Raw genomic sequence first — 22,027 nt, forward strand, 5'->3', positions numbered from 1 at the left:
CGGCGATATTAGCGAGGAATTCCCCGGAATTCTCTAGATCATATCGCAGAGATATCTTTTTTCGAAGTGCTTTCCGGTGACGTTGCGGTCACATTTTCGGCGCCGGATCCGGGGGAATTCCGTTCGGCCCGGCGCAGCGCCCCGGCGCTCAGCAGCAGCGCGAAGGCGAGCGCGGTGACCAGGCCGAAGGAGACGGTCAGCGAGGTCGCCTGGGCGAGGGCGCCGATGATCGCGGGCGCGACCAGGCCGGAGGTGTAGGTGACGGTGGCGACGCCCGCGATGGCCTGGCTGGGGTTGCTGCCGATCCGCCCGGCCGCCGCGAAGGCCAGCGGGACGGTGACCGCGATGCCGATGCCGATCAGGGCGAAGCCCGGGATGGCGAGTGCCGGACTGTCGGCGGCCACCACCAGCAGGCCGCCGACGGTGGCGACGGCGCCGCCGAGGCGGGTGGTGCGCACGGCGCCGAGCCGGCGGACCACCGCGTCGCCGCAGAGGCGGCTGACGGCCATGGTGAGCGAGAAGGCGGTGTAGGAGGCGGCGGCGATGGTGGCCGAGGCGCCGGTGACGTCCCGCAGGTAGACGCCGCTCCAGTCCATCGAGGCGCCTTCGGCGAAGACGGCGCAGAAGCCGACCAGTCCGATCACCAGCGAGCTGCGCGGCGGCAGTGCGAACCGCGGCGGCTCCTCCGCCCCCTCCGGCGCCCGCAGGTCGGGCAGGTTCCGGCAGACGGGCTGCGCGAGGACGAGCAGCACGAGCGCGGTGACGGCCAGCTGGAGCCGGGCGTCGAGGTCGAGGTGGGCGGCCAGGATGCCGAAGCCGGAGGCCAGCAGCCCGCCCGCGCTCCACATCCCGTGCAGTCCGGACATGATCGAGCGGCCGAGTCGCTGTTCGATCTCCACGCCCTGCGCGTTCATCGCGACGTCCGCCATCCCGGCCGAGGCGCCGTACGCGAGCAGCGCCACGCACAGCACCGGCAGCGAGGGGGCGAGCGCGGGCAGGGCGAGGGCCAGGCACCAGAGCGAGATCAGCCCGCGGACCGCCGCCCGCCCGCCGTAGCGGTGGACGAACCGGCCGGCCAGCGGCATCGCGAGGGAGGAGCCGATGGCGGGCATCACCAGGGCCAGGCCGAGCTGGCCGGGGGAGAGGTCGAGGCGGTCCTGGATCCACGGGATGCGGGTGACGAAACTGCCGCTGACGGCGCCGTGCACGCCGAAGACCAGGGCGATGCCGGCCCTGGCCCGGCGTGGGGAGGCCAGTGGCTCCAGTGAGTGTGCGGTCGTGCTCATCCGGCGTTCCCTCCCGGGTCGCGCAGGTGGGGCGGCGCGACGGTGCCCTGTGTGGGTGGTTGACGTGCTGGTGGGTGGTCTGACGTGCCCGGCGGTGGTTCTGACGTGCCTGAGGGTGGTCTACGTGCAGGCCGTTCGGTCCGCGCGGCGGCGACGGCCGTCCGGCGGATGGTTCGATAAAATTATCAGGAAGGGACCCTGATAGAAACACTCTGGAAGGATGAGCCGCCATGACCACCGCGCGCACGGCCACGCCGAGCACCGCCCGGGCGATCAACGACCGGCTGGCCCTCAACCTGCTCCTCGAACAGGGCCCCCTGACCGCGACCGAGCTGCGCGACCTCACCGGCCTCTCCCGGCCGACCGTCGCCGACCTGCTCGACCGCCTCCAGCGCACCGGCCTGGTCGCCGTCGTCGGCGAACGGGGCGAACAGCGGCGCGGCCCCAACGCCCGGCTCTACGCACTGGTCGCCTCCCGCGCCCACCTCGCCGCCTTCGACGTGCGCTCCGGCGGCGTCAGCCTGGTCGTCGCCGACCTCACCGGGCGCACCCTCGCCAGCGCCGAGGTCCCGGTCCACGGCGACGGGACGCCCGACACCGCCGGGCACCTGGTGCGCACCCTGCTGGACACCGCGCGCGGCGTCGGCGTCGAACGGCTGCACACCGTCGCCGTCGGCGCCCCCGGGCTGGTCGACCCCGCCACCGGGCGCCTCAACAGCACCGGGAAGCTCCCCGCCTGGCACGCCGAGCTGCTCGCCGAGCTGCGCGGGCTGCCCGGCACCGAGGTGATCCTGGAGAACGAGGTCAACCTGGCCGGCCGGGCCGAGTACCGGATCGGCGCCGCCCGCGACCGCGACACCTTCGTGCTGCTCTGGCTCGGCCACGGCGTCGGCGCCGCCGTCGTCCTGGACGGCCGGCTGCGCCGGGGCTTCTCCGGCGGCACCGGCGAGATCGGCTTCCTACCCGTCCCCGGCACCGGCGGCCTGCCCAGCGCCACCGGCTGCGACGGCGGCTTCCACAGCCTGGCCGGCAGCGCCGCCGTCTGCGAGCTCGCCCGCGCCCACGGACTGCCCGCCGGCGCCGCCGGGGACGCCCCCGCCGCCGAGGCGGCCGTCCGCGCCGCGCTGGACGCCCTCGGCCCGGGCGGGCCCGGCGGGCCGTTCCTGGACGAGCTGGCCGCGCGGATCGCGGTCGGCGCCGCCAGCATCTGCGTCGTCCTCGACCCGGGCTGCGTGGTGCTCGGCGGCGAGCTCGGCCGGGCCGGTGGCGCCGAACTGGCCGGCCGGGTCGAACGGCGGCTGGCCGAGCTGTCCCCGCTGCGCACCGAGGTCCGGCCCGGCACGGCGGGCGGCGGCGCGGTGCTGGCCGGGGCCGTCCTCACCGCCGGGGACGCGGTGCGCCGCGACCTCTTCGGCGAGTCCTGACCCGCCTCGCTTGGCGGCCCCGGCCGCCGGTACGGCAGGATGACGGCGACGGCCCGCCGCACGTGCGGCGTCCCCGTTCCCGTCCCACGTTCCCCGAGTCAGCCCCCGGGGCAGTCCCGAGTCAGTGTCAGGAGTCGCACATGGGCCAGTCCGAGGCGCCGGTCAACCCGTACCGCATCGGCGAAGCCGCGGCGCTGCTCGGGGTCAGTGCCGACACCATGCGGCGCTGGGTGGACGCGGGGCGGGTCGCGGCCGAGCGGGACGAGCACGGCCACCGGATCATCCCCGGCGTCGACCTCGCCGCCTTCGCCCGTGAGCTGGCCCGCCCGGAGAACGCCGAGGCCGAGGGCCGTCCGTCCTCGGCCCGCAACCGCTTCCCCGGGATCGTCACCCACGTGGTGCTCGGCGACGTCGCGGCCCAGGTGGAGGTCCAGGCAGGGCCCTTCCGGGTGGTGTCGCTGATCAGCCGGGAGTCGGCGGAGGAGCTGAACCTCGTCCCCGGCGCCCCCGCCACCGCGGTCATCAAGTCCACCAATGTGATGATCGAGCGGCGTTAGCCGCGTGCCGCGCGCCGACGGCGTGTCGAGCCCCGTCCGTACCGGTTCCGAACGAGAGGCCCCGCCCGGGATGTCCCACCCGCATTTGCCGACCACCCAGAGCGCCGTCCGCGCGGTCGAGGAACTGGCCGCCCGGCGCGGTCGGGAGGTCCGCGCCCAGCACGACATCGGCCGCGACCGGACCTTCGCCGGCCTGGCCGGCAACTACGGCGGGGGCGGCGAACCCGCCCCGGTGCCGCACGAGGCGCTGCTGGAGATCGGCGGCCGACCCGAGGTCACCGTCCGTCTGTTCACCCACGACGAGGCCGTGGTGACCCTCGACGGCATCGCCTTCGACGTCCAGCGCGACAGCGTGCCGGCCTTCCTCGACGCGGTCTGGGGCGGCCTCGTGCACGTCAAGGCGCGGACCTTCCCGCCGTCCACCACCATGATCGTCACGGTTCCGGGCGAGCCCAGCTACCGGGAGAGCGTCAGCATGCGCGACCTCACCCCGTGGATCGCGGGGCTGATCCGATGACCGCCGACCGCAACGCCCCCGCCGACCGCCGCCGGGTGCTCGCCGTCGCGCACCGCGGCGACCCGTACCGCCACCGCGAGAACACCCTGCCCTCCGTCGAGTCCGCGCTCGCGGCCAGCGCCGACGCCGTCGAGGTGGACGTCCAGCTCACCCGCGACCGGGTGCCCGTCCTGCTGCACGACCGCACCCTGGAGCGCCTCTGGGGCGACCCGCGGTCGATCGGCCGGGTCACCACCGCGCAGCTCGACGAACTGCGCCAAGGACCGCTCGCCGTCCCGACCCTCGCCGAGACGATCAAGGTCGTCGCGGCCGCCGGAGGCCCCCGGCTGCTCATCGACCTCGACGACCCCGGCCCCGTCGCCGATACCTGGTCCGTCGTCAGCGACCTCGGCGCCGAAGGGCTGGTCTCCTTCTGCGGCCCCGCCACCGCCATGCTCGCCGTCCGCGCGCTGGCGCCCGGCGCCGAGATCGCCCTCACCTGGAAGGAGCCCCGGCTGCCCGTCCGCGCCCTGCTCGACGACCTGCGCCCGCGCTACCTCAACCCGCCGTTCGGCCTGGTCACCCCCGAGTTCACCGCCGCCGCCGCGGACGCCGGGCTCGCCGTCTCCACCTGGACCGCCGACCTGCGCCGCACCATGCGCCGGCTGCGCGACACCGGGGTCGCCTCCATCACCAGCAACCGGATCGGCGTGCTGCGCGCCGTCCTGGACGGCCGCCGCTGAGCGTGCCGACCGCTGGACGGGGGCGGCCGCTCCGGGCGGACGGGGCGGCCGCTTCGGGGCGAACCGAGGTCCGGCGCTCGAACGTGTCCGCGAGGGCGCTTCGTCCGATGAGGTGAGCTCCACCGGCTGCTCTGTACGCGACGGACGGGGGCGGATTGAATCGGCTCCACCCTTGATCGGCCGGACGGCGGCGTGGCGGGTTCGCCGGGCAGCCCGGCGGCACGGGCACGCTGACGGACCGTCCGCCGGGACGGGGCGATTCGGACTCGTCGACGAGCCAGGCGGAGGTGGCCGTGCCCGAGGAGCACCCGGCCGGGGAGGGCCCGGCGGTGGAACCCCGGTTCGTGGGCGGGGCCGCGCCGGACCCCCGCAGGCCGTACCTGATGCTGCCGCCGGTGGTCCGGCAGGCGGCCGCCTGGTCGGCGGCGGTGATCCTGCTGCTCGCCCTCGCCTCGCTGCTGGTCTTCGCGCTGGTCGAGCTGCGGGCCGCGACCGTGCCGGTGGTGCTGGCGCTGCTGGGGGCCTCGCTGCTCTACCCGGCGGTGCCGTGGATGGTCCGGCGGGGCGTGAGTCGGGGGCTGGCCGCCGGGCTGACCTGCGTGCTGCTGGTCGCGGCCGTCTGCGGGGTGATCGCGCTGCTGGTCAACGCGCTGGTGCACAGCGCCCCGCAGATCGCCGAGTCCCTCCAGCAGGCGGGCAACCAGCTCGCCGCGTGGCTCGGCCCGACCGGGGAGAAGATCCGGCACGCGCTGGACAACGCCAAGGGGGAGACCAACTCGCTGGTCTCGACCGTCACCAACGGCGTGCTGTCCGGGCTGGGCCTGGCCACCCAGCTGATCGCCGGCGGCGTGCTGGCGCTCGCCCTGGTGTTCTTCTTCCTCCGCGACGGCCACCGCACCGGCGACACGATCCGCTCCTACCTGCCCGAGCGCAGCGCCGAGACCGTGATCGCCTGTGCCGAGCGGGCCTTCGACGCGATGGCCGGCTTCATGCGCGGCACCTCGCTGATCGCGCTGATCGACGCGACCTTCATCACCATCGGCCTGGTGGCGCTCGGCGTGCCCGGCGCGCCGGGGCTGGGCGCGTTGGTGTTCATGGGCGCCTACATCCCGTTCGTCGGGGCCTTCCTGTCCGGGGCGGTGTCCGTGCTGGTCGCGCTCGCCGACGGCGGGATCGGGACGGCGCTGTGGGCGCTCGGCGTGGTGATGGCGGTCCAGCTGTTCGAGGGCAACGTCCTCCAACCCCTCATCCAGAGCCGGACGGTGGAGCTGCACCCGGCCACCATCATGGTCGCGGTGGTGGCCGGCTCCGGGATCGCCGGCATCCTCGGGGCCCTGCTCGCCGTCCCGGTGTGCGCCGCCGGCGTGGGCATCGTCTCCGTCCTGCGCGGCGTCCCCGCCCCGCGGGCCGCCCGCCGCGCGGGGAACGGGGTGTAACCCGGTTGCCGGGGGAGGGGAGGGCGTGCGAGGATCGCTAATGCGACGGAAGTCGCAATAGCGAGGACGGGGGTTCGCATGGCACGGATCGCGGAGCTGATCGAGGTCGCCGAGGAGGGGGCCGGACCGTACGGGGTCGCCGTGGGGCCGGACGGGGGCGTGTGGTTCACGCTGGTGCACGCCGGGGAGATCGGACGGCTGGCGGCGGACGGCACGGTCGAGCGGTACGGCCTCGGGGCGCCGGAGTGCGGGCCCGCGGTGCTCACCGTCGGCCCGGACGGCGCGCTCTGGTTCACCCGGATGCGCGACCACCGGATCGGGCGGATCGACACCGACGGGAAGGCGTGCTCCTTCGCCGTCCCGACGGCGGGCGCCGGGCCGTACGGGATCGCGGCGGGGCCCGACGGGGCGCTCTGGTTCACCGAGCTGAACGCCGACCGGATCGGGCGGATCACCGTCGAGGGCGAGGTGACGGAGTACCCGCTGCCGCGGGCCGGGGCCTTCCCGTCGCTCATCACGGCCGGCCCGGACGGCGCGCTCTGGTGCACGCTCAACCAGGCGGACGCCGTCGCCCGGATCACCGTCGGGGGCGAGGTGGCCGTCCACCCGCTGCCGACCGGCGGCACCGCCCCGGTCGGGATCACCGCCGGGGCGGACGGCGCGCTCTGGTACGTCGGCATCGGCGGCGGGCTGGTCGGCCGGATCACCGTGGACGGCGAGGTCACCGAGTACCCGCTGGCCGACCGGGCGGCCCGGCCGCACGCGATCACCTGCGGCCCGGACGGCCGGCTCTGGTTCACCGAGTGGGGCGCCGGCCGGATCGGGGTGCTCGGCCCGGACGGGCTGCTCGACGGCCACCAGCTGCCCGGCCCGGCCGCCGAGCCGCACGGCATCGCCGTCGGCCCGGACGGCGCGGTGTACGCGGCGCTGGAGCGCGGATCGATCGCGAGGTTGGCGCCGCGTCAGGGCTGACGGCGCAGCAGCTCCTCCAGGTCGGCCAGCAGGTCGAGGGCGGCGGCGCGGTCGGGCACCGCCGCCGGGGCCGGGGAACGCTCGGCGATGACCCGCAGGGCGGCGGCGGCCTGGCGGGCGAACAGGGCGAGCAGGTCCAGCTCGGGCAGGCTGGACCGGGCCTGCGGGGCCGGGTCCAGTACCTCCAGGACGCCCAGCACCCGGCTGCCGTGCGTCAGCGGCGCCGCCATCAGCGCGTTCGGGACGTACGCGGTGGACTCGGCGAAGGCCCGGTCGAAAGTGCGGTTCGCACCCAGGTCGTCGACCACCATCGGCTCGCCCGACGCGGCGACCCAGCCCGCGATGCCGCTGCCCGCCGGGAAGCGGCGGCCCACCAGGGACTCCTCGCCGCGCCCCGAGACGGCCTGGAACACCAGCTCCCCGGCCGCCTCGTCGAGCAGGCAGACCGAGCCGGCCTCGGCGCCGAAGATCGCTCGGGCCACGTCCACCACGGACTGCAGCAGCTCGCGGGCCAGCGGGTCGACGGCGGGATCAGTGCTGAGGGTCATCGGGCGCCTCCGTGATGGGGGTGGACGGGGTGGGCTCGGTCGTCGAACTCCCGCCTGGGGGCCGGTGAGGACCGGCACCGGGGCCGACCTGGACGTTGGCTGCGGTGAGGTAGAGCGCGCTCTTCAGCTGGAAGGTCGTCAGCCTCGGGTGGCCGGACAGGATGCGGGCGCACAGCCCGGCGACGTACGGGGTGGCGAAGCTGTTGCCGGTGGTGCGGATGGTGGAGCCGCCGAGCCAGGGGACCCGGACGTTCTGGCCGGGGGCGAAGAACTCGACCGGCGGCGCCGGGTTGTACAGGTGCAGGGCCGGGTCGTCCTCCTGGTGGCTGCCGACCGAGATGACCGAGGAGAACCGCCAGGGGTAGCTCTCCACCGGGGTGTTGTGGGCGGAGGCGACGATCGCGGTGCGGGCGAAGAAGGCGTCGTCGGCGATCGCGTGCAACTCCTCCAGGAAGCGGGTCCGGGTGGTGGAGAGGCTGAGGTTGACGACGTCGAAGCCCTGCTCGACGGCCCAGCGCAGCCCGGTGATCAGCATGTCGCCGGTGCCGGTGAAGCGTTCGCCGAGCACCCGGACGCTGTACAGCTCGCAGTCCGGGGCGGTGCGGCGGATGATGCCCGCGCAGGCGGTGCCGTGGCCGCAGGTGTCGCCGGTGCGGTCGGGGCGGACCACCAGCTCCCGGGTCGTCGGGTCCTTGACGACCACCCAGGAGCCGTTCAGCGGGCCGACCAGCGGGTGGTCCGGCTCGATGCCGGAGTCCACGACGCACACCCGCACGCCCTTGCCGGTGCCCCCGCCGCCGGTGCCCCCGGTGTCGAGGGCGCCGTCGGGGCCGGCGCTGCCGTGGGCGGTGGTGCCGTGGGCGGCGCTGCCGTGGGCGGTGGTGTCGGCGAGCACCGGCAGGTCCGCGGCGGTCCGGCCGCGCAGGCTCCAGGTGAGGCCGGCCGGGCCGCTCACCGGGCGCCCCCCAGCCGCTCGGCCCGGCGCACGCCCGGCAGGTGGCCCTTGGCGGCGAACCGGTCCCGGGCGGTGGCGGCCGCCACGGCGGCCTCGGCCCGCCGGTCGAGCAGCAGCAGCGCGTGGGCGCGGTCCAGCGCGGTGAGCGCCTGGAGCAGCAGCGACTCGGTGGCCTCGGCGGCCTGTGCGGCGGCCGCGGTCAGCTCCAGCGCCGGGTCGGCCTCGCCCCGGGAGGCGGCGAGCCGGCCGCGCAGCGCGTCCAGCTCGATCGCCAGCACCGGCGGCAGCGCGGCCGTGGCGTCGACGCCGTCCAGGTGGCGGGCGGCCGGGCCCGGGCGGTCGGTGTCCAGCAGGGCGCGGGCGGTGGTGAGGGCGAGCCGGGGCAGCGGGGCGGAGTTGCCCAGCCGGCGGGCGACCTCGGCGGCGTCGGCGAGCAGGTCCAGCGCCTGCGCGGTCTGGCCGGTGGCCGCCGCGGCCTGGGCGGTCAGGGCCGGCAGCGAGATCATCGCGTCGGCCAGCGACAGCTCGCCCGCCAGGCCGTTGGCCTCGGCCAGCAGCAGTTCGGCCTCGTCGGGCCGGTCGCGCAGGGCGAGCAGGACGGCCAGCGGGCCGTTGAGCGCGACCCGCACCGTCCGGTGGCCGGCGCCGTGCCCGGCCAGCAGGGCCCGCAGCCGGAAGACGGCGTTCGGGACGGGCTCGGGGCCCGCCAGCAGGGAGGCGGCCAGCGCGGCCAGCACGGCGGCCCGGTCCAGCTCGGCGTCGGTGCGGGCGGCGTGGTCGAGGGCGTCGTCCAGCAGCCGTTCCGCCTCGGTGTGCCGGCCCGCCAGCAGGTGCTCCTCGGCCAGGCGCAGCCCGGCCCGGGCCTGGCCGAGGTCGTCCCGCAGGTCGATGAAGAGCGGGAGGACGGCGCGGGCGGTGGCGGCGGGCTGCTCCGGGCCGGGCGGCAGACCGCGTGCGGCCAGCGCGAGCCGGGCGTGCGCGGCGTCCAGCGGATCGGCGGCCGAGTCGCGGACCTGCGCCAGGACGGGCAGGGCCTCGTCGGCCCGGCCGAGCGCCAGCCGGGCCTCGCCGAGGCGGCGCAGGGCCGGGCCGGCGGTGCGCTCGTTCGGGTAGTGCAGCCGGACGGCGCGCTCCAGCAGGTCGGTGGCGGAGGGCAGGTCGGCGTGGGCGAGCGCCTGGGCGCCGGCCACGCCGAGGGCGGCGGCCGCGCGGGTGCGCAGGGCGTCCGTCCGGGCGTCCAGCAGGCCGAGTTCGAGCCGGTAGCGGTGGGCGCGCTCCAGGTGGCCGCCGACGGCGGCGTCCCCGGCGGCGCGGACGGCCGGCAGGTCGGCGGCGCGTTCGTGGCGCTCGGCGCGGGCCCGCTTGGACATCGACTGGTAGACCGACTCCTGGACCAGGCCGCTGCTGAACCGGAAGCTGGTGCCGGCCGGTTCGACCAGGCGGCGCTCGGTCAACCGGGCCAGCGCGGCGTGCAGCCGAGGCGGGGTGTCGTCGCCCGCGGGCAGGCCGGGGAGGCCGTCGAACGGGCCGGTGAAGACGTCGTCCTCCGGGTCGGCGAAGGCGTCCTGGTCGGCGCCGCCGTGGGCGAGCTGGGCGAGTTCGGCGGCGGTGAAGGCGCGGCCGAGCACGGCGGCCAGGTCCAGGGTGGTGCGCTCGTCGCGCTCCAGGTCGTCGATCCGCGCGCTGAGCAGCGCCCGGCCGGTGGGCGGGAGTTCGTCGGCGAGCGCGGGGCCGTCCGCCTCGGTGAGGGCGGCCAGCAGCTCCTCCAGGTGCAGCGGGTTGCCCTCGGCCCGCTCCAGCAGCCGGGTCGGCACCGCGTCCTGGTGGGCACTCAGCTCCGTCAACTGAGCGGCCAGCAGCGCCGATTCGTCCCAGGACAGGCCGCCGACCGGCAGCGCCGGCAGCTCCGGGCGGGAGGCCGGCAGCTCCGGCCGGGCCAGGCACAGCAGCAGCACCGGGGCCTGGCCGAGGGCGGCGACCAGTCGCTCGACGGCGTCCAGCAGCACCGGGCCGGCCCACTGGCAGTCGTCCAGGACCAGCACGGCCGGGCGCTCGACGGTCCGCCCGCGCAGGATCGCGGCCAGCCGGTCCAGGGACTGTTCGGCGCTCACCCCGGGCGCGGTGGCCTGCGCCAGCCGGTCCAGCGCCTCGGCGGGCGCGGGCGTCCCCGGGCCGCCGAGCAGGGCCCCGACGGCCTCCGCGAGCGGGGTCAGGACGCCCTGCTCGCCGTAGCTGCGGCAGCGGCCGGTGCCGCAGCGCGCGGTGTGCCGGCCCGTCCGCTCCTGCCACTCGCGCACCAGCCGGGTCTTGCCGATCCCGGCCTCGCCGACGACCAGCAGTAGTTCGGCGCCCTGACCGCCGGCCACCCGGGCCAGCGCGGCGTCCAGCTGGGCGAGTTCGCGCTCCCGCCCGACCAGCGGGACGTCGAAGCGGCGCAGCAGCTCGGGGTCGTCCTCGTCCAGCCCGACCAGGCGGTACGCGGTGACGGGCTCGGCCTTGCCCTTGAGCCGCAGCGGGCCGACCTCGTGCACCTGGGCGGCCGGCCCCGCCGCGCGCAGGGTCTGCGGGCCGATCAGCACCTGGCCGGGGGCGGCCTGGGTCTGGAGCCGGGCGGCGATGTTCACGGTCTCGCCGGAGATCAGGGCCTGGCGCGCGGAGGCGTCCGAACCCGCCACCACCTGGCCGGTGTTGACACCGATCCGGACGTCCAGGCGGACCCCGAGGGTGGCGTCCAGCTCGGTGTTGAGGTCCTCCAGGTCCTCCAGCATGGCGAGCGCGGCGGCCAGCGCCCGGTGGGCGTCGTCCTCGCGGATCACCGGGACGCCGAACACCGCCATCACCGCGTCCCCGATGAACTTCTCCAAGGTGCCGCCGTGAGCCTCGATCTGACGGTGCATCCGTTCGAAGTAGCGCAGGATCACCTCGCGCAGCGTCTCCGGGTCGAGCGCGCCGGACAGGGCGGTGGAGTCGACCAGGTCGCAGAAGACCACCGTGACCAGCTTGCGCTCCTCGGCGGCCAGGTCGAGGGCGGCGGCCCGGGGGGTGCCGCAGGCGGGGCAGAACTGGTCGTTCGTGCTGGCGAGTTGGGCGCAGAGCGGGCAGGGCATGGTGGCAGTCCTTCGCTAGTCCTTCGCGGTGCGGGGAGTGCATGGGGTGTGCGTGGAGTCGGGGGAGTGCGTGGGGGCGGGGGGTGCATGAGGCTGGAGAGTGCGCGGGGCCGGGGTGCGCATGGAGCCGGGGTGGGCGTGGTCGGAGCCGGGCGTGCGGGCGTGCCGGGCCAGGCTCCCCGGCCCGGCTTCGGGCCCGGTTCGCAGCCGCCTTGCCGGCGGTATGGCCGCAGCCCGGAGCGGGTGCGCAGGGCCGCCGGGCGGGCTCGGCGGGCCGGGAGGCGCCGCCGGCGGCGCCCCGACCTGCGGCCATACCGGTGCCGTACCGGTTCGCAGGCCGTGCGAAGCCCCGCCTGCCTACCGTCTTCACCACGGCGGGCCACCACCCGTCGAACCCCCACCGATCAACCCAGTGAAGGGAGTTCAGCCATGGCCGAGAACATCGACCCGATCGTCGGCGAGGACAGCGAGGAGGCCCCCGAGGTCGAGGCGCACGCCGCCAACGTCCTGGACCTCCAGGCGATGAAGGTCCTTCAGGAGGCCTCCGACGGCAGCTGCTTCAGCCTGATCAGCTACGTCAGCTCCGCCGAGACCTCCGCCTGACCGGCGGCAGGTCAGCGGTGTCCGGCGCGGGGGCGGGCGCACCACCGCCCCCGGCCGCCGGGCAGTGATTGGCTTCCGGGGCGGTCCCGCCGGTGCGGGACCGCCCCGGCCCGATTCCACCCCCCACCCCGGAGGACGGCCATGGAGCCCACCTCGCTCTCCCGCAACCGGGACTTCCGGCTGCTCTGGGTCGGCGGCCTGATGGCCTCGCTCGGCTCCCAACTCGCCTCGATTGCCCTGCCGTTGCTCGTCCTGCGGGAGACCGGATCGGCCGCCCAGGCGGGCGCCATCGGCACCGTCTCGATCGGCGCGCTGCTGCTCACCATGCTGCCTGGCGGCGTCATCGCCGACCGGATCGAGCGGCGCCGGCTGATGCGGGTGTGCGACGTCGGCAGCCTGCTCGCCGTCACCGCGCTGGTGATCGCCGTCCTGCGTGGCCACACCCCGCTGCCGCTGGTGCTGCTGGTGGCCGCCGCCGGGGCGCTCATCACCAGCGTCTACGGGCCCGCCGCCGGCGGCCTGCTGCGCGCGGTGGTGCCGCGCGAGCAGGTCCGCGCGGCCTCGTCCCGGATGCAGGCGCGCGGCGCCGCCGCCCGGCTGGTCGGGCCGATCGCCGGCGGCGCGCTGTTCGCCTGGCACCCGGTGCTGCCGTTCCTCGCGGAGGGCGTCGGGCTGCTGCTCTCCACCGTCTGCGTCGCGCTGATGCGGACCCGCTCGGTGCCCGCCGCCAGGAGCGGCGCGGCGTTCAGCCGCGGCGAACTGACCGCCGGGCTCAGTTTCATCTGGCGCCAGCCCTACCTGCGCACCCTGCTGCTGATCTTCGGGCTCGGGATGAACTTCGCGTTCAGTGCGCTGATGTTCACCACCCTGGCCGTGGCCTCCGACGGCGGCCGCTCCGGGATCGGCGGCGGCACCGTGGTCTCCTGCACCGCGGCCGGCGCCCTGGCCGGCGCGCTGCTCGCCCCGAGGCTGGAGGCCAGGGCGCGTCTGACAATTCACGCGCCCGACGGGAATTGTCAGACACGCCCTGGAGCGCGCCCCGGGGTGCGAGACGGCAGGCTGGTGGCGCTCAGCTGCTGGGCGGCCGCGGCCACCGCCGGGGTGCTGGTGCTCACCCGGATCCCGCTGCTGATCGGGCTGCTGTGCGCGGTGTGCATGTGCCTGTCCACGGTCGCCAGCATCGGCTTCGTCTCCGGCATGCTGCTCGCCGCGCCGCCCGACCGGATCGGCCGGGTGCAGAGCGCCGCCGGTTTCCTGTCCACCCTGGTCCAGCCGTTCGGCCCGCTGGTGGGCGGCGCGCTGCTCGGCGCTCTCGGCGGCACCCGGACCTTCGCCCTGCTGGCGCTCGCCATCTCGCTCTGCGCGGCCGTCGTCACCTGGGCGCCGCCGGTCCGACGAGGTCCGGCGCCTGCCCCGGCCCCGGCCCCCGCGCCGCTACCCGCACCCGCAGGCTGAACCGTTCGGCGGCCCGGGAGACGAGCGACCCGGAAGAGCTTGGAAAAGAGTTCTCCGGAAGAGCCCGGAAGAGCCCGGAAGACGACCCGGAAGAGGAGGCGCGCCATGGCCGGCGCCCAGGAGACCCAGCTGTACTGCCTCGCCGATCCGACGTACTACGACACCCCCGGCCGGCTCCGCGACCGGGCCGGCCGGTACCAGCTGGGGCTCGGCGCACCGCCCGCCGGGTGGCGGCGCGAGCGGCGCGGGCTGTGGACGGCGCTGCGGCCGGACGGCGCCCGGCTGCCGGAGCAGGGCTGGAAGATCCACGTCTCGACCGTGCCGGAGGAGGCCGAGGCGACTCTGCGGGCCGTCGCGCGGGTCTGCATGGCGCGCCGCACGACGTTCAAGTTCCTGCGCAGCGACGAGGCGGTGCGGGTCGCGAACGGCAAGTACATGGGGCGCGGCAGCAGCGGCAAGTTCGTCACCGTCTACCCGGGGTCGGAGGAGGAGTTCCTGGCCGTGGCGGCGGAGTTGGCCGAGGTGCTGGCGGGCCGCCGGGGGCCGTACGTGCTCACCGACCTGCGGATCGGGACGGCCCCCGTGTACGTGCGCTACGGCGCGTTCGTCGAGCTGTGGTGCCAGGACGAGGACGGGCGGCCCGTGCCCGCGCTGCGCGACCCGTCCGGCGAGCTGGTCCCCGACCGGCGCGACCCGGTGTTCCAGCTGCCGGCCTGGGTCGAACCGCCCGAGGAGCTGCGCCCGCACCTGGCCGCCCGGGAGGCGGCCGGCGGCGACCTGCCGTACCGGATCGTCGAGGTGCTGCAGTTCTCCAACGCCGGCGGGATCTACCTCGCCGAGCACCGGACCACCGGGGAGCGGGTGGTGCTGCGCGAGGCCCGCCCGCACGCCGGGCTGGACGCCGCCGGGGACGACGCCGTCACCCGGCTGCGGCGCGAGCAGTGGGCGCTGGAACGGCTCGCCGGCCTGGACTGCGTGCCCCGGCTGCACGAGGTCCGGACGGTCTGGGAGCACACCTTCCTGGTCCAGGAGCACATCGAGGGCGTCCAGCTGTTCGCCGAGGCGATCCGCCGTTACCCGCTGGTGCACCAGAACTGCACCGCCGGACAGCGCGCCGAGTACGCGCACTGGGTGGCCGGGGTCGTGGCCGGACTGGAGAAGGCGCTCGGTGCCCTGCACGAGCGGGGCGTCCGGTTCGGCGACCTGCACCCGGCCAATGTGATCGTCCGTCCGGACGGTTCGGTGGTGCTCGTCGACTTCGAGTACGCGGAGGAACTCACCGGCCGCCGTGTCCCGCTCGCCGGCGCGGGCGCGCTGCAGCCCCCGCCCGGGCTCGACGGGGCCGACGCCGACCGCCACATGCTCTGGGCCACCTGGCTGATGCTGCTGATGCCCGTGATGGAGCTGGCCGAACGCGATCCCGGCAAACTGCCCGCGCTGGAACGGCGGGCACGGCACTGGTTCGGCCTCGGGCCGGAGGAGGGGCCGGTACGGCCGGGCGCCGTGGCGCCGGTGGCGCCGGTGGAACCGGTCGGCGAACGGCGGGTCCGTGAACTCCTCGCCGGGCCCACCCTCGACGCCGCCAGGAACGAACTCGTCGCCGGCATCCACGCCGGGGCCACCCCCGACCGGCCGGACCGGCTCTTCCCCGGCGACCCGGCCGGATTCGCCGACGGCGGCACCGGCGTCGCCCACGGCGCCGCCGGCGTGCTGTACGCGCTGCACCGCGCCGGGGCGCCCTGCCCCGACGAGTACGCGGACTGGCTGATCGCGGCGATGCGGCGGCGCGGCCCGAGACCGGGCGCCGGCGGGCTCTTCGACGGGCCGCTCGGCGTGGCGGCCGTGCTCGCCCGGGTCGGCCGCGGCGACGAGGCCGCCGAACTGGCCGCCCAGGCCCGGCAGGCCCGGCCCGCGCCCACCGTCGCCCTCCACGGCGGCCGGGCCGGCACCGCGCTCGCCCGGCTGCGGCTCGCCGACGCCCTCGGCAGTCGGCGCGAACTCGCGGACGCCCTCGCCGACGCGCGGGCGCTCGACGCGGTGCTGCGCGGGCAGACCGTCCCGGGGCTCGGCGCGCCGACGGCGGCCGGACTGCTGTACGGCCTGGCCGGGATCGCCCTCGTCCAGCTGCGGCTGTACCAGCGGACCGGTGAGGACTGGCTGCTGGCCTCCGGGCGCGAGGCGCTGGGGCGGGCCGTGGCGCAGTGCGTGCGGGTGCCCGACGGGTCGGTCCAGGTCCTCGACCGGGGGCGGCGGCTCGCCTACCTCGACCGCGGCAGCAGCGGGATCGCGCTCGTCGCCCGGGAGTACCAGGCGCTCGGCGGCAGCGGGTCCGAGGGATTCGGCGGGTCCGAGGAGTTCGGCGGGTTCGGGGAGTTCCTCGCCGACGTGCGGAGGGTGTGCGCACCCGGATTCGTGCGCGAGCCCGGGCTGTTCCGGGGCCGCGCCGGGCTGCTGCTGGCGCTGGACCGGCTGGGCGGGGCGGCGGCCCGGGACGCCGTCCGCGAGCAGGTCCGCAAGCTCCAGTGGCACCTGGTCGCGCGGCCGGAGGGCCTGCTCGTCCCCGGGATGCGGCTGCGGCGGTTCTCGGCGGACCTGCACACCGGGGCGGCGGGCGTCCTGCTGGCCCTTCGGGCCGTCGAACAGGGCTCGGAGGGCGGGGAGTTGCTGGACGTGCTAACGCTCGGCCCAAGGGGTGCCGGCCGGCGCGGCGGGCTCAGCTGAGGTTGTCGGCCAAAGCAGTGGCGTGCTCGCGGGCGTGCAGGTGGGTGAGGCGGGGGAGGGCGTAGAGGGCGGCGTGGGCGGTGACCTCGCCGGTGGGGGAGGTGACGGCGCCGGTGTCGGTGAGGGCCTCCAGGGTGCGCAGGGCGAGGCGTTCGGGGCGGCCGAGGGCGGCGGCGGCCTCGGGGAGGGTGAACAGCAGGGAGAGCGGGAGGGCGGCGAGCCGGCCGAGGGCGAGGCGGCCCTGGTCGGTGAGGTCGCGCCAGCCGGAGTCGAGGCGGGCGCGGACGGTGACGTCCCCGGCGACGAGTTCGTCCAGGGCGCCGGCCGGATCGGCGAGGCGGGCCGCGTACTCGGCGAGCGGCAGGTGGCGCAGGACGGCGAGCCGGGTGCCGGCGACCCGGACGGCGAGCGGCAGCAGCCCGCAGGCCTCGACGATCCGGGCGGCGGCCGCGCGGTCGGTGCCGGTCCGGCCGGTGCCGACGATCCGGCCGAGCAGGTCGAGCGCCTCGGCGGGGGCGAAGGGCGGCACGGTGACCCGGTGCACCGAGGCCAGTCCGGCGAGCTGGCTGCGCGAGGTGACGAGGGTGGCGCTCGGGCCGAAGCCCGGCAGCAGTTCGCGGACCACGGCCTCGCCGGGGGCGTCGTCGAGGATCAGCAGCATCCGGCGTCCGGCCAGGGAGGCGCGCCAGAGGGCGGCGGCCTGGGCCGGGTCGGCCGGTCTAGGGCCGGATCGGCCGGTGAGGGCGGCGAGTTCGGCGAGGATGTCGGCGAGCGGGCGCGGGGTGCCGTCCTCGGTGCGCAGCCGGAGCAGCAGCCGGCCGTCGGGGAAGCGGTCGGCGAGCAGGTGTCCGGCGTGCACGGCGAGGGCGGTCTTGCCGACGCCGGCCGGGCCGGAGAGGACCGCGACGCGCTCGCCGCCCTCCGCCAACGCGTCGATCAGCTCCCGCAGTTCGTGGCTTCGGCCGGTGAAGTCGGTGGTGTCGGCGGGCAGCAGTGCGCCGCTCGGGCCGGGGTGCTGCGCCGGCCGGGCGGTGGCGGGGCGGGCCGGGCCGTGGGCGAGCAGCTGCCGGTAGCGGGCGGTCAGGGCGGGGCTGGGTTCGAGGCCCAACTCGCGGGCGAGCAGCTGGCGGTGGGTGTCGTAGACGGCGAGCGCCTCGGCCTGCCGGCCGGACAGGTGCAGGGCGTTCATCCGGGCGGCCTGGAGGCGTTCGCGCAGCGGGTGGCGCTCGGCCGGGTCGGCGAGTTCCTCGGCGACGGCGGTGGCGTTGCCGAGCTCCAACTCGGTCTCCGCCCAGTCCTCGTGGACGCCCAGGCAGCGGGCCTCCAGCCGGTCGGCCTCGGCCTGGACGGCGGGCGAGCAGCGCAGGTCGGCGAGCGGCGGGCCCTGCCACAGGTCGAGGGCCTGGCGCAGCAGCCGGGCGGCGGGGGCGAGCGCGCCGCTGTCGGCGGCGGCCCGGCCGGCCCGGGCGAGGGCGCGGAACTGCAGGACGTCGAGCTCGGGTTCGGCGACCCGCAGCAGGTAGCCGCCGGCGGTGTGGACCAGCCGTTCGGGCCCGGGGTCGCGGCCGAGCAGGGTGCGCAGGGTGCAGATGTAGACCTGGAGGTTCTTGCGGGCGGTGCGCGGCGGCTCCTCGGGCCAGACCGCGTCGGTGAGCAGGTCGACCGGGACGGCCGTGTTGGCGCGGCTCAGCAGGACGGCCAGCACCAGCCGCTGCTTCAGCGGACCGAGGGCGAGCGGGCGGCCGTCCGCTTCGCCGGTCAGCGGGCCGAGGACGGAGAAGCGCGGCCGGGTGGGGGCGGCGGGCTGGGCCAGGGGCATCGGCGTACCTCCGGGGCGTGGGTGGGGGCCAGGGCGTGTCCGAGCGGGGGGCGTGACCGGTGCGGTGCGGGCGTGGGCGCAGGCTACTTGACGGCCGATCCGATCTGTAGGGCACGGAATCGGCCTGTTTCGGTCACGCGACCCTCACACTTCGGGCACCTGGGGGAGGGGGCATCCGGGGGAGGGAGCGGCCGGGGGCGGTGGCGGCCGGCGGGCGCGGTGTCGTGGCCGGTGGGGTGGGGTGGGAGAGGCGGGCGGGGTGCGGCGGAGGGCCGGGGCCGGGGGTGCGGGCCCCGGGGCGGACGGGGACGGGCGGGGGCGGTCCGGGGCGGGGGCGCCGGGGCGGTTCCGGCGTTCCTCCAGCGGTGCTCGTCGGCGCGGTGAGCGCCGCCCGAGGGGCCGGGGAGGGACCGACGGCCACCGGAGGTCCCGGTCCGGGTGCCGGAACGCGGGCCGTGCGGCCCCGGGGGCGCGGGCCGAACGGCCCTAGGGGGCGGGGGCGGTGCGTTCGGATCATGGATCGCCAGCCATTCGCACGACGTTCCTAAGGAGTGCGTCCTTGAGCGCCACCCCGGCACAGGGCGACCCCACGCCACCGCCAACCTCCGTACCGCAGCCGTCGGTTCGGCCGAAACGGCCCGGTTCGGCCGTGGTCAGACTGCTGACCACCACCGACCACAAGACGATCGGCTCCATGTACCTGGTGTCGGCGTTCGGGTTCTTCCTGATCGGCGGTGTCCTGGCGCTGGTCATGCGCGCCGAACTCGCCCGGCCCGGAACGCAGATCCTCTCCAACGAGCAGTTCAACCAGGCCTTCACCATGCACGGCTCGGTGATGCTGCTGCTCTTCGCGATGCCGCTGTTCACCGGCTTCGCCAACTGGATCATGCCGCTGCAGATCGGCGCCCCGGACGTCGCCTTCCCGCGCCTGAACATGCTGTCCTTCTGGCTGTTCATGTTCGGCTCGCTGATCGCCGCCGCCGGCTTCGCGACCCCGCAGGGCGCCGCCGACTTCGGCTGGTTCCTCTACGCGCCGCTGTCCGACGCCGTCCACTCGCCCAGCGTCGGCGCCGACATGTGGATCATGGGCGTGACGCTCTCCGGCTTCGGCAGCATCCTCGGCGCCGTCAACTTCATCACCACGATCATCTGCATGCGCGCACCCGGGCTGACCATGTTCCGGATGTCCATCTTCTGCTGGAACGTGCTGCTCACCTCGGTGCTGGTGCTGCTGGTCTTCCCCGTCCTCGCCGCCGCCCTGCTCGCCCTCGAATGCGACCGCAAGTTCGGCTCGCACGTCTTCGACCCGGCCAACGGCGGGGCGATGCTCTGGCAACACCTGTTCTGGTTCTTCGGCCACCCCGAGGTGTACATCCTGGCGCTGCCGTTCTTCGGGATCATCTCCGAGATCATCCCGGTCTTCAGCCGCAAGCCGATGTTCGGCTACGCGGGGCTGATCGCCGCCACCGTCGCCATCGCCGGCCTGTCGGTGACGGTGTGGGCGCACCACATGTACGTCACCGGGCAGGTGCTGCTGCCGTTCTTCTCCTTCATGACCTTCCTCATCGCCGTCCCGACCGGGGTCAAGTTCTTCAACTGGGTCGGCACCATGTGGAAGGGCTCGCTCAGTTTCGAGACACCGATGCTCTGGACGGTCGGCTTCCTGGTCACCTTCCTCTTCGGCGGCCTCACCGGCGTGCTGCTCGCCGCCCCGCCGATCGACTTCCACGTCTCCGACTCGTACTTCGTCGTCGCCCACTTCCACTACACGCTGTTCGGCACCGTGGTCTACGCGATGTTCGCCGGCTTCCACTTCTGGTGGCCCAAGATGACCGGCAAGAAGCTCGACGAACGGCTCGGCCGGATCACCTTCTGGACGCTCACCGTCGGCTTCCACGGCACCTTCCTGGTCCAGCACTGGCTCGGCGCCGAGGGCATGCCCCGCCGCTACGCCGACTACCTGGCCTCGGACGGCTTCACCACGCTCAACACCCTGTCCACCATCTTCTCCTTCCTGCTCGGGCTGTCGATCCTGCCGTTCCTCTACAACATCTGGAAGACGGCCAAGTACGGCGAGAAGGTCGAAGCCGACGACCCGTGGGGCTACGGCCGCTCGCTGGAGTGGGCCACCTCCTGCCCGCCGCCCCGGCACAACTTCGTCCGGCTGCCGAGGATCCGCTCCGAATCCCCGGCCTTCGACCTGCACCACCCCGACATCGCGGCCCTGGACGTCCTGGAGAACACCGGCAAGCCCGCCACCCACCTGGGCGACGTGAGCCCGGCCAAGTACGACCTGCCACAGACCAGGGCGGAGCGGGCCCGGTCCGCCGTGGACAGCTGACCCGAGGCCGGGCGCGCCCCGGCCACCCGCTCCGAACCCTCCGACCGCCGTCTCCGCCCGCGCCCCCGTCACGGGCGGGGACGGCTCCCTCCCCTCGCGACCTGGAAGGCCGGCCCCATGACCCACACCGTCCTCGCCATCGGCACCGCCGCGCTCACCGCGAGCGGCTGCGTCTGGTACCTGCCCGCCATCGCCGACCTCCAGGCCGGCGCCGACCGGCCCCGCTCCACCCGTACGGCCGCGGCGGCCTGCGTCCTGTGGTGGGCCGCCCTCGCCATGGCCGGCGGGCTGCTGCTCGCCGTGCCCGACTGGCGGCCCGCCGCGCAGATCGCCCTCGCCGGGCTGGTCGGCGGCGTGGCGCTGCGGGTCCGCGCCCGGTGGGACCGGCGCGGGGAGCAGCACGAGGCCGCCGCCCGCTGGGCGGCCCTGGGCGCCCGGCCGGCGCCGCGCTCCGGCCGCCCCGCCGCCGTCACCCTCGCGGGGTGGCTGGTCGTCGGCGCCGCCGTCGCCTCGCTGGGGGCGGTGGCGATCCTGCTGTCGGACGAGGGCGCCGTCGGCTCCCGGGTGGTGCTCGCGGCGGTCAGCGGGGCCGGGGTGGCGCTGGCCTTCCTGCTGGCGGGCCTCGGCAGCGCGCGGCGGCGCTGACGGCCCCTCCGGTACGGGCGGCGCGGCTCCTCCGGGGGCCGCGCCGCCCGCGCGCTCGCCCGAATGGGGTCGTTGGGCCCTGGGTCCTGCGGCGGCCGGTGGGCGATGATGCCCTGGGCCCTGCCGGGAGTGTGCGGGGGTGACGAAGGTGGAGCCGCGTGATGGCGACCAAGACGGCGGGCGCCGGGGCACCGGCGCCGGTGCGGGTGTTCCTGCTGGACGACCACGAGGTGGTGCGCCGCGGGGTGCACGACCTGCTGGACGGCGAGCCCGATCTGGAGGTGGTCGGCGAGGCCGCCACCGCCGAGCAGGCGCTCGTCCGGGTGCCCGCGCTGCGGCCCGACGTGGCGGTGCTGGACGTCCGGCTGGGCGACGGCGACGGGGTGTCGGTCTGCCGTGAACTGCGCTCCCGGATGCCCGGCCTGGCCTGCCTGATGCTGACCTCCTTCGACGACGAGGAGGCGCTGCTGGACGCCGTCATGGCGGGCGCCGCCGGGTACGTGCTCAAGCAGATCAGCGGCACCGACCTGGTGGCCGCCGTGCGGACCGTCGCCTCCGGCCGCTCGATGCTGGACCCGGGCGCCGCCACCCGGCTGCTCAACCGCCTGCGCAGCGACGCCGAGCCCGCGCAGCCCGTCACCACCGGGCCCGCGCTGACCGTGCGCGAGCAGGAGGTGCTGGCGCTGATCGGGGAGGGCCTGACCAACCGGCAGATCGGCGAACGGCTCTACCTCGCCGAGAAGACGGTGAAGAACCACGTGTCGCGGCTGCTCGCCAAGCTGGGTGTGGAGCGGCGGGTGCAGGCCGCGCTGATCTCCACCGAGCTGCGCCAGGCGGCCGCCGCCGCGCAGCCGGCGCACCTGCGCTCCCTCCGGGGCTGACGCGACGTCCGGGCCCGGGACCCCCGGCGGGACCATCG

17 protein-coding genes are annotated in these 22,027 nt (G+C 75.9%); 12 read left to right on the forward strand and 5 right to left on the reverse strand.

Annotated features, from left to right (window positions below; genetic code table 11):
• Positions 1–38 precede the first annotated feature (38 nt).
• Entirely contained in the window at positions 39–1,286 is a 1,248-nt protein-coding gene (locus tag AB0O19_RS22265) for an MFS transporter (RefSeq protein WP_363621679.1), read from the reverse strand.
• A 230-nt stretch (positions 1,287–1,516) separates the two neighbouring features.
• Here AB0O19_RS22265 and AB0O19_RS22270 point away from each other — a divergent pair, with 230 nt between their 5' ends.
• The 6 genes from AB0O19_RS22270 (at position 1,517) to AB0O19_RS22295 (ending at position 6,914) form a co-directional block, all read left to right on the forward strand.
• Positions 1,517–2,710, forward strand: coding sequence for an ROK family transcriptional regulator (locus AB0O19_RS22270; protein WP_363621681.1), 1,194 nt, complete (start codon positions 1,517–1,519; stop codon positions 2,708–2,710).
• Between the two features lie 140 nt (positions 2,711–2,850).
• The gene (locus AB0O19_RS22275) at positions 2,851–3,267 is read left to right on the forward strand and encodes a TOBE domain-containing protein (RefSeq protein WP_208869038.1); all 417 of its coding nucleotides are present in this window, start codon (positions 2,851–2,853) and stop codon (positions 3,265–3,267) included.
• A 70-nt stretch (positions 3,268–3,337) separates the two neighbouring features.
• The gene (locus AB0O19_RS22280) at positions 3,338–3,784 is read left to right on the forward strand and encodes a hypothetical protein (protein WP_363621683.1); all 447 of its coding nucleotides are present in this window, start codon (positions 3,338–3,340) and stop codon (positions 3,782–3,784) included.
• The gene (locus tag AB0O19_RS22285; protein ID WP_363621685.1) at positions 3,781–4,506 is read left to right on the forward strand and encodes a glycerophosphodiester phosphodiesterase; all 726 of its coding nucleotides are present in this window, start codon (positions 3,781–3,783) and stop codon (positions 4,504–4,506) included. Before AB0O19_RS22280 ends, AB0O19_RS22285 begins: the two co-directional genes overlap by 4 nt.
• A gap of 293 nt (positions 4,507–4,799) precedes the next feature.
• The gene (locus tag AB0O19_RS22290; protein ID WP_363621687.1) at positions 4,800–5,942 is read left to right on the forward strand and encodes an AI-2E family transporter; all 1,143 of its coding nucleotides are present in this window, start codon (positions 4,800–4,802) and stop codon (positions 5,940–5,942) included.
• A 78-nt stretch (positions 5,943–6,020) separates the two neighbouring features.
• Positions 6,021–6,914 carry a virginiamycin B lyase gene (locus tag AB0O19_RS22295; RefSeq protein ID WP_363621689.1) on the forward strand — a complete coding sequence of 298 codons (894 nt, stop codon included), beginning with the start codon at positions 6,021–6,023 and terminating at the stop codon, positions 6,912–6,914.
• Here the strand turns inward: AB0O19_RS22295 and AB0O19_RS22300 are convergent.
• From AB0O19_RS22300 to AB0O19_RS22310, 3 genes are read right to left on the reverse strand one after another with little or no spacing between them, the layout of a single operon-like run.
• On the reverse strand, positions 6,905–7,462 hold the full coding sequence (locus AB0O19_RS22300; RefSeq protein WP_350879761.1) for a GAF domain-containing protein: 558 nt from the start codon (positions 7,460–7,462) through the stop codon (positions 6,905–6,907). The two genes, AB0O19_RS22295 and AB0O19_RS22300, sit on opposite strands and share 10 nt — an antisense overlap.
• Positions 7,446–8,417 (reverse strand): S8 family serine peptidase, encoded by a 972-nt coding sequence (locus AB0O19_RS22305; RefSeq protein ID WP_363621691.1) that lies wholly within the window; start codon positions 8,415–8,417, stop codon positions 7,446–7,448. Before AB0O19_RS22305 ends, AB0O19_RS22300 begins: the two co-directional genes overlap by 17 nt.
• Positions 8,414–11,524, reverse strand: a complete 3,111-nt coding sequence (locus tag AB0O19_RS22310; RefSeq protein WP_363621693.1) for an adenylate/guanylate cyclase domain-containing protein — start codon at positions 11,522–11,524, stop codon at positions 8,414–8,416. The genes AB0O19_RS22305 and AB0O19_RS22310 overlap by 4 nt, the downstream gene beginning before the upstream one ends.
• Positions 11,525–11,953: 429 nt before the next feature.
• Between AB0O19_RS22310 and AB0O19_RS22315 the strand changes: the two genes are divergently transcribed.
• From AB0O19_RS22315 to lanKC, 3 genes are all read left to right on the forward strand, one after another.
• Positions 11,954–12,127, forward strand: a complete 174-nt coding sequence (locus AB0O19_RS22315) for a hypothetical protein (protein ID WP_363584699.1) — start codon at positions 11,954–11,956, stop codon at positions 12,125–12,127.
• Positions 12,128–12,268: 141 nt separating this feature from the next.
• Positions 12,269–13,582: an MFS transporter gene (locus AB0O19_RS22320; protein ID WP_363621695.1), complete on the forward strand. Its 1,314-nt coding sequence runs from the start codon at positions 12,269–12,271 to the stop codon at positions 13,580–13,582.
• Positions 13,583–13,687: 105 nt separating this feature from the next.
• A complete protein-coding gene (gene lanKC, locus AB0O19_RS22325) occupies positions 13,688–16,303 on the forward strand; it encodes a class III lanthionine synthetase LanKC (protein ID WP_363621697.1) in 2,616 nt (871 codons plus the stop codon).
• Here the strand turns inward: lanKC and AB0O19_RS22330 are convergent.
• Complete coding sequence (locus tag AB0O19_RS22330) at positions 16,296–18,122, reverse strand: BTAD domain-containing putative transcriptional regulator (protein ID WP_363621698.1); 1,827 nt, start codon at positions 18,120–18,122, stop codon at positions 16,296–16,298. The genes lanKC and AB0O19_RS22330 overlap by 8 nt on opposite strands.
• Before the next feature lie 649 nt (positions 18,123–18,771).
• Here AB0O19_RS22330 and ctaD point away from each other — a divergent pair.
• The 3 genes from ctaD to AB0O19_RS22345 all read left to right on the forward strand — a co-directional run bounded on the left by ctaD (position 18,772) and on the right by AB0O19_RS22345 (position 21,989).
• A complete protein-coding gene (gene ctaD, locus AB0O19_RS22335; RefSeq protein WP_363584707.1) occupies positions 18,772–20,463 on the forward strand; it encodes a cytochrome c oxidase subunit I in 1,692 nt (563 codons plus the stop codon).
• 117 nt (positions 20,464–20,580) lie between these two features.
• Entirely contained in the window at positions 20,581–21,108 is a 528-nt protein-coding gene (locus tag AB0O19_RS22340) for a hypothetical protein (protein WP_363621700.1), read from the forward strand.
• Between the two features lie 161 nt (positions 21,109–21,269).
• On the forward strand, positions 21,270–21,989 hold the full coding sequence (locus tag AB0O19_RS22345; RefSeq protein ID WP_363584711.1) for a response regulator transcription factor: 720 nt from the start codon (positions 21,270–21,272) through the stop codon (positions 21,987–21,989).
• The last annotated feature ends 38 nt before the right edge of the window (positions 21,990–22,027 follow it).

Origin of the sequence: Kitasatospora sp. NPDC091276 (genome assembly GCF_040684355.1) — a bacterium.
In the GTDB taxonomy this organism is placed as follows: Bacteria; Actinomycetota; Actinomycetes; order Streptomycetales; family Streptomycetaceae; genus Kitasatospora.

What these genes read in the sequence shown, in the direction of transcription:
- AB0O19_RS22310 (WP_363621693.1), bottom strand. Translation starts at nt 11,524, where the DNA reads ATGCCCTGCCCGCTCTGCGCCCAACTCGCCAGCACGAACGACCAGTTC.
- AB0O19_RS22315 (WP_363584699.1), top strand. Translation starts at nt 11,954, where the DNA reads ATGGCCGAGAACATCGACCCGATCGTCGGCGAGGACAGCGAGGAGGCC.
- AB0O19_RS22270 (WP_363621681.1), top strand. Translation starts at nt 1,517, where the DNA reads ATGACCACCGCGCGCACGGCCACGCCGAGCACCGCCCGGGCGATCAAC.
- AB0O19_RS22280 (WP_363621683.1), top strand. Translation starts at nt 3,338, where the DNA reads ATGTCCCACCCGCATTTGCCGACCACCCAGAGCGCCGTCCGCGCGGTC.
- AB0O19_RS22295 (WP_363621689.1), top strand. Translation starts at nt 6,021, where the DNA reads ATGGCACGGATCGCGGAGCTGATCGAGGTCGCCGAGGAGGGGGCCGGA.
- lanKC (WP_363621697.1), top strand. Translation starts at nt 13,688, where the DNA reads ATGGCCGGCGCCCAGGAGACCCAGCTGTACTGCCTCGCCGATCCGACG.
- AB0O19_RS22300 (WP_350879761.1), bottom strand. Translation starts at nt 7,462, where the DNA reads ATGACCCTCAGCACTGATCCCGCCGTCGACCCGCTGGCCCGCGAGCTG.
- AB0O19_RS22285 (WP_363621685.1), top strand. Translation starts at nt 3,781, where the DNA reads ATGACCGCCGACCGCAACGCCCCCGCCGACCGCCGCCGGGTGCTCGCC.
- AB0O19_RS22265 (WP_363621679.1), bottom strand. Translation starts at nt 1,286, where the DNA reads ATGAGCACGACCGCACACTCACTGGAGCCACTGGCCTCCCCACGCCGG.
- AB0O19_RS22275 (WP_208869038.1), top strand. Translation starts at nt 2,851, where the DNA reads ATGGGCCAGTCCGAGGCGCCGGTCAACCCGTACCGCATCGGCGAAGCC.
- AB0O19_RS22320 (WP_363621695.1), top strand. Translation starts at nt 12,269, where the DNA reads ATGGAGCCCACCTCGCTCTCCCGCAACCGGGACTTCCGGCTGCTCTGG.
- AB0O19_RS22330 (WP_363621698.1), bottom strand. Translation starts at nt 18,122, where the DNA reads ATGCCCCTGGCCCAGCCCGCCGCCCCCACCCGGCCGCGCTTCTCCGTC.
- AB0O19_RS22340 (WP_363621700.1), top strand. Translation starts at nt 20,581, where the DNA reads ATGACCCACACCGTCCTCGCCATCGGCACCGCCGCGCTCACCGCGAGC.
- AB0O19_RS22345 (WP_363584711.1), top strand. Translation starts at nt 21,270, where the DNA reads ATGGCGACCAAGACGGCGGGCGCCGGGGCACCGGCGCCGGTGCGGGTG.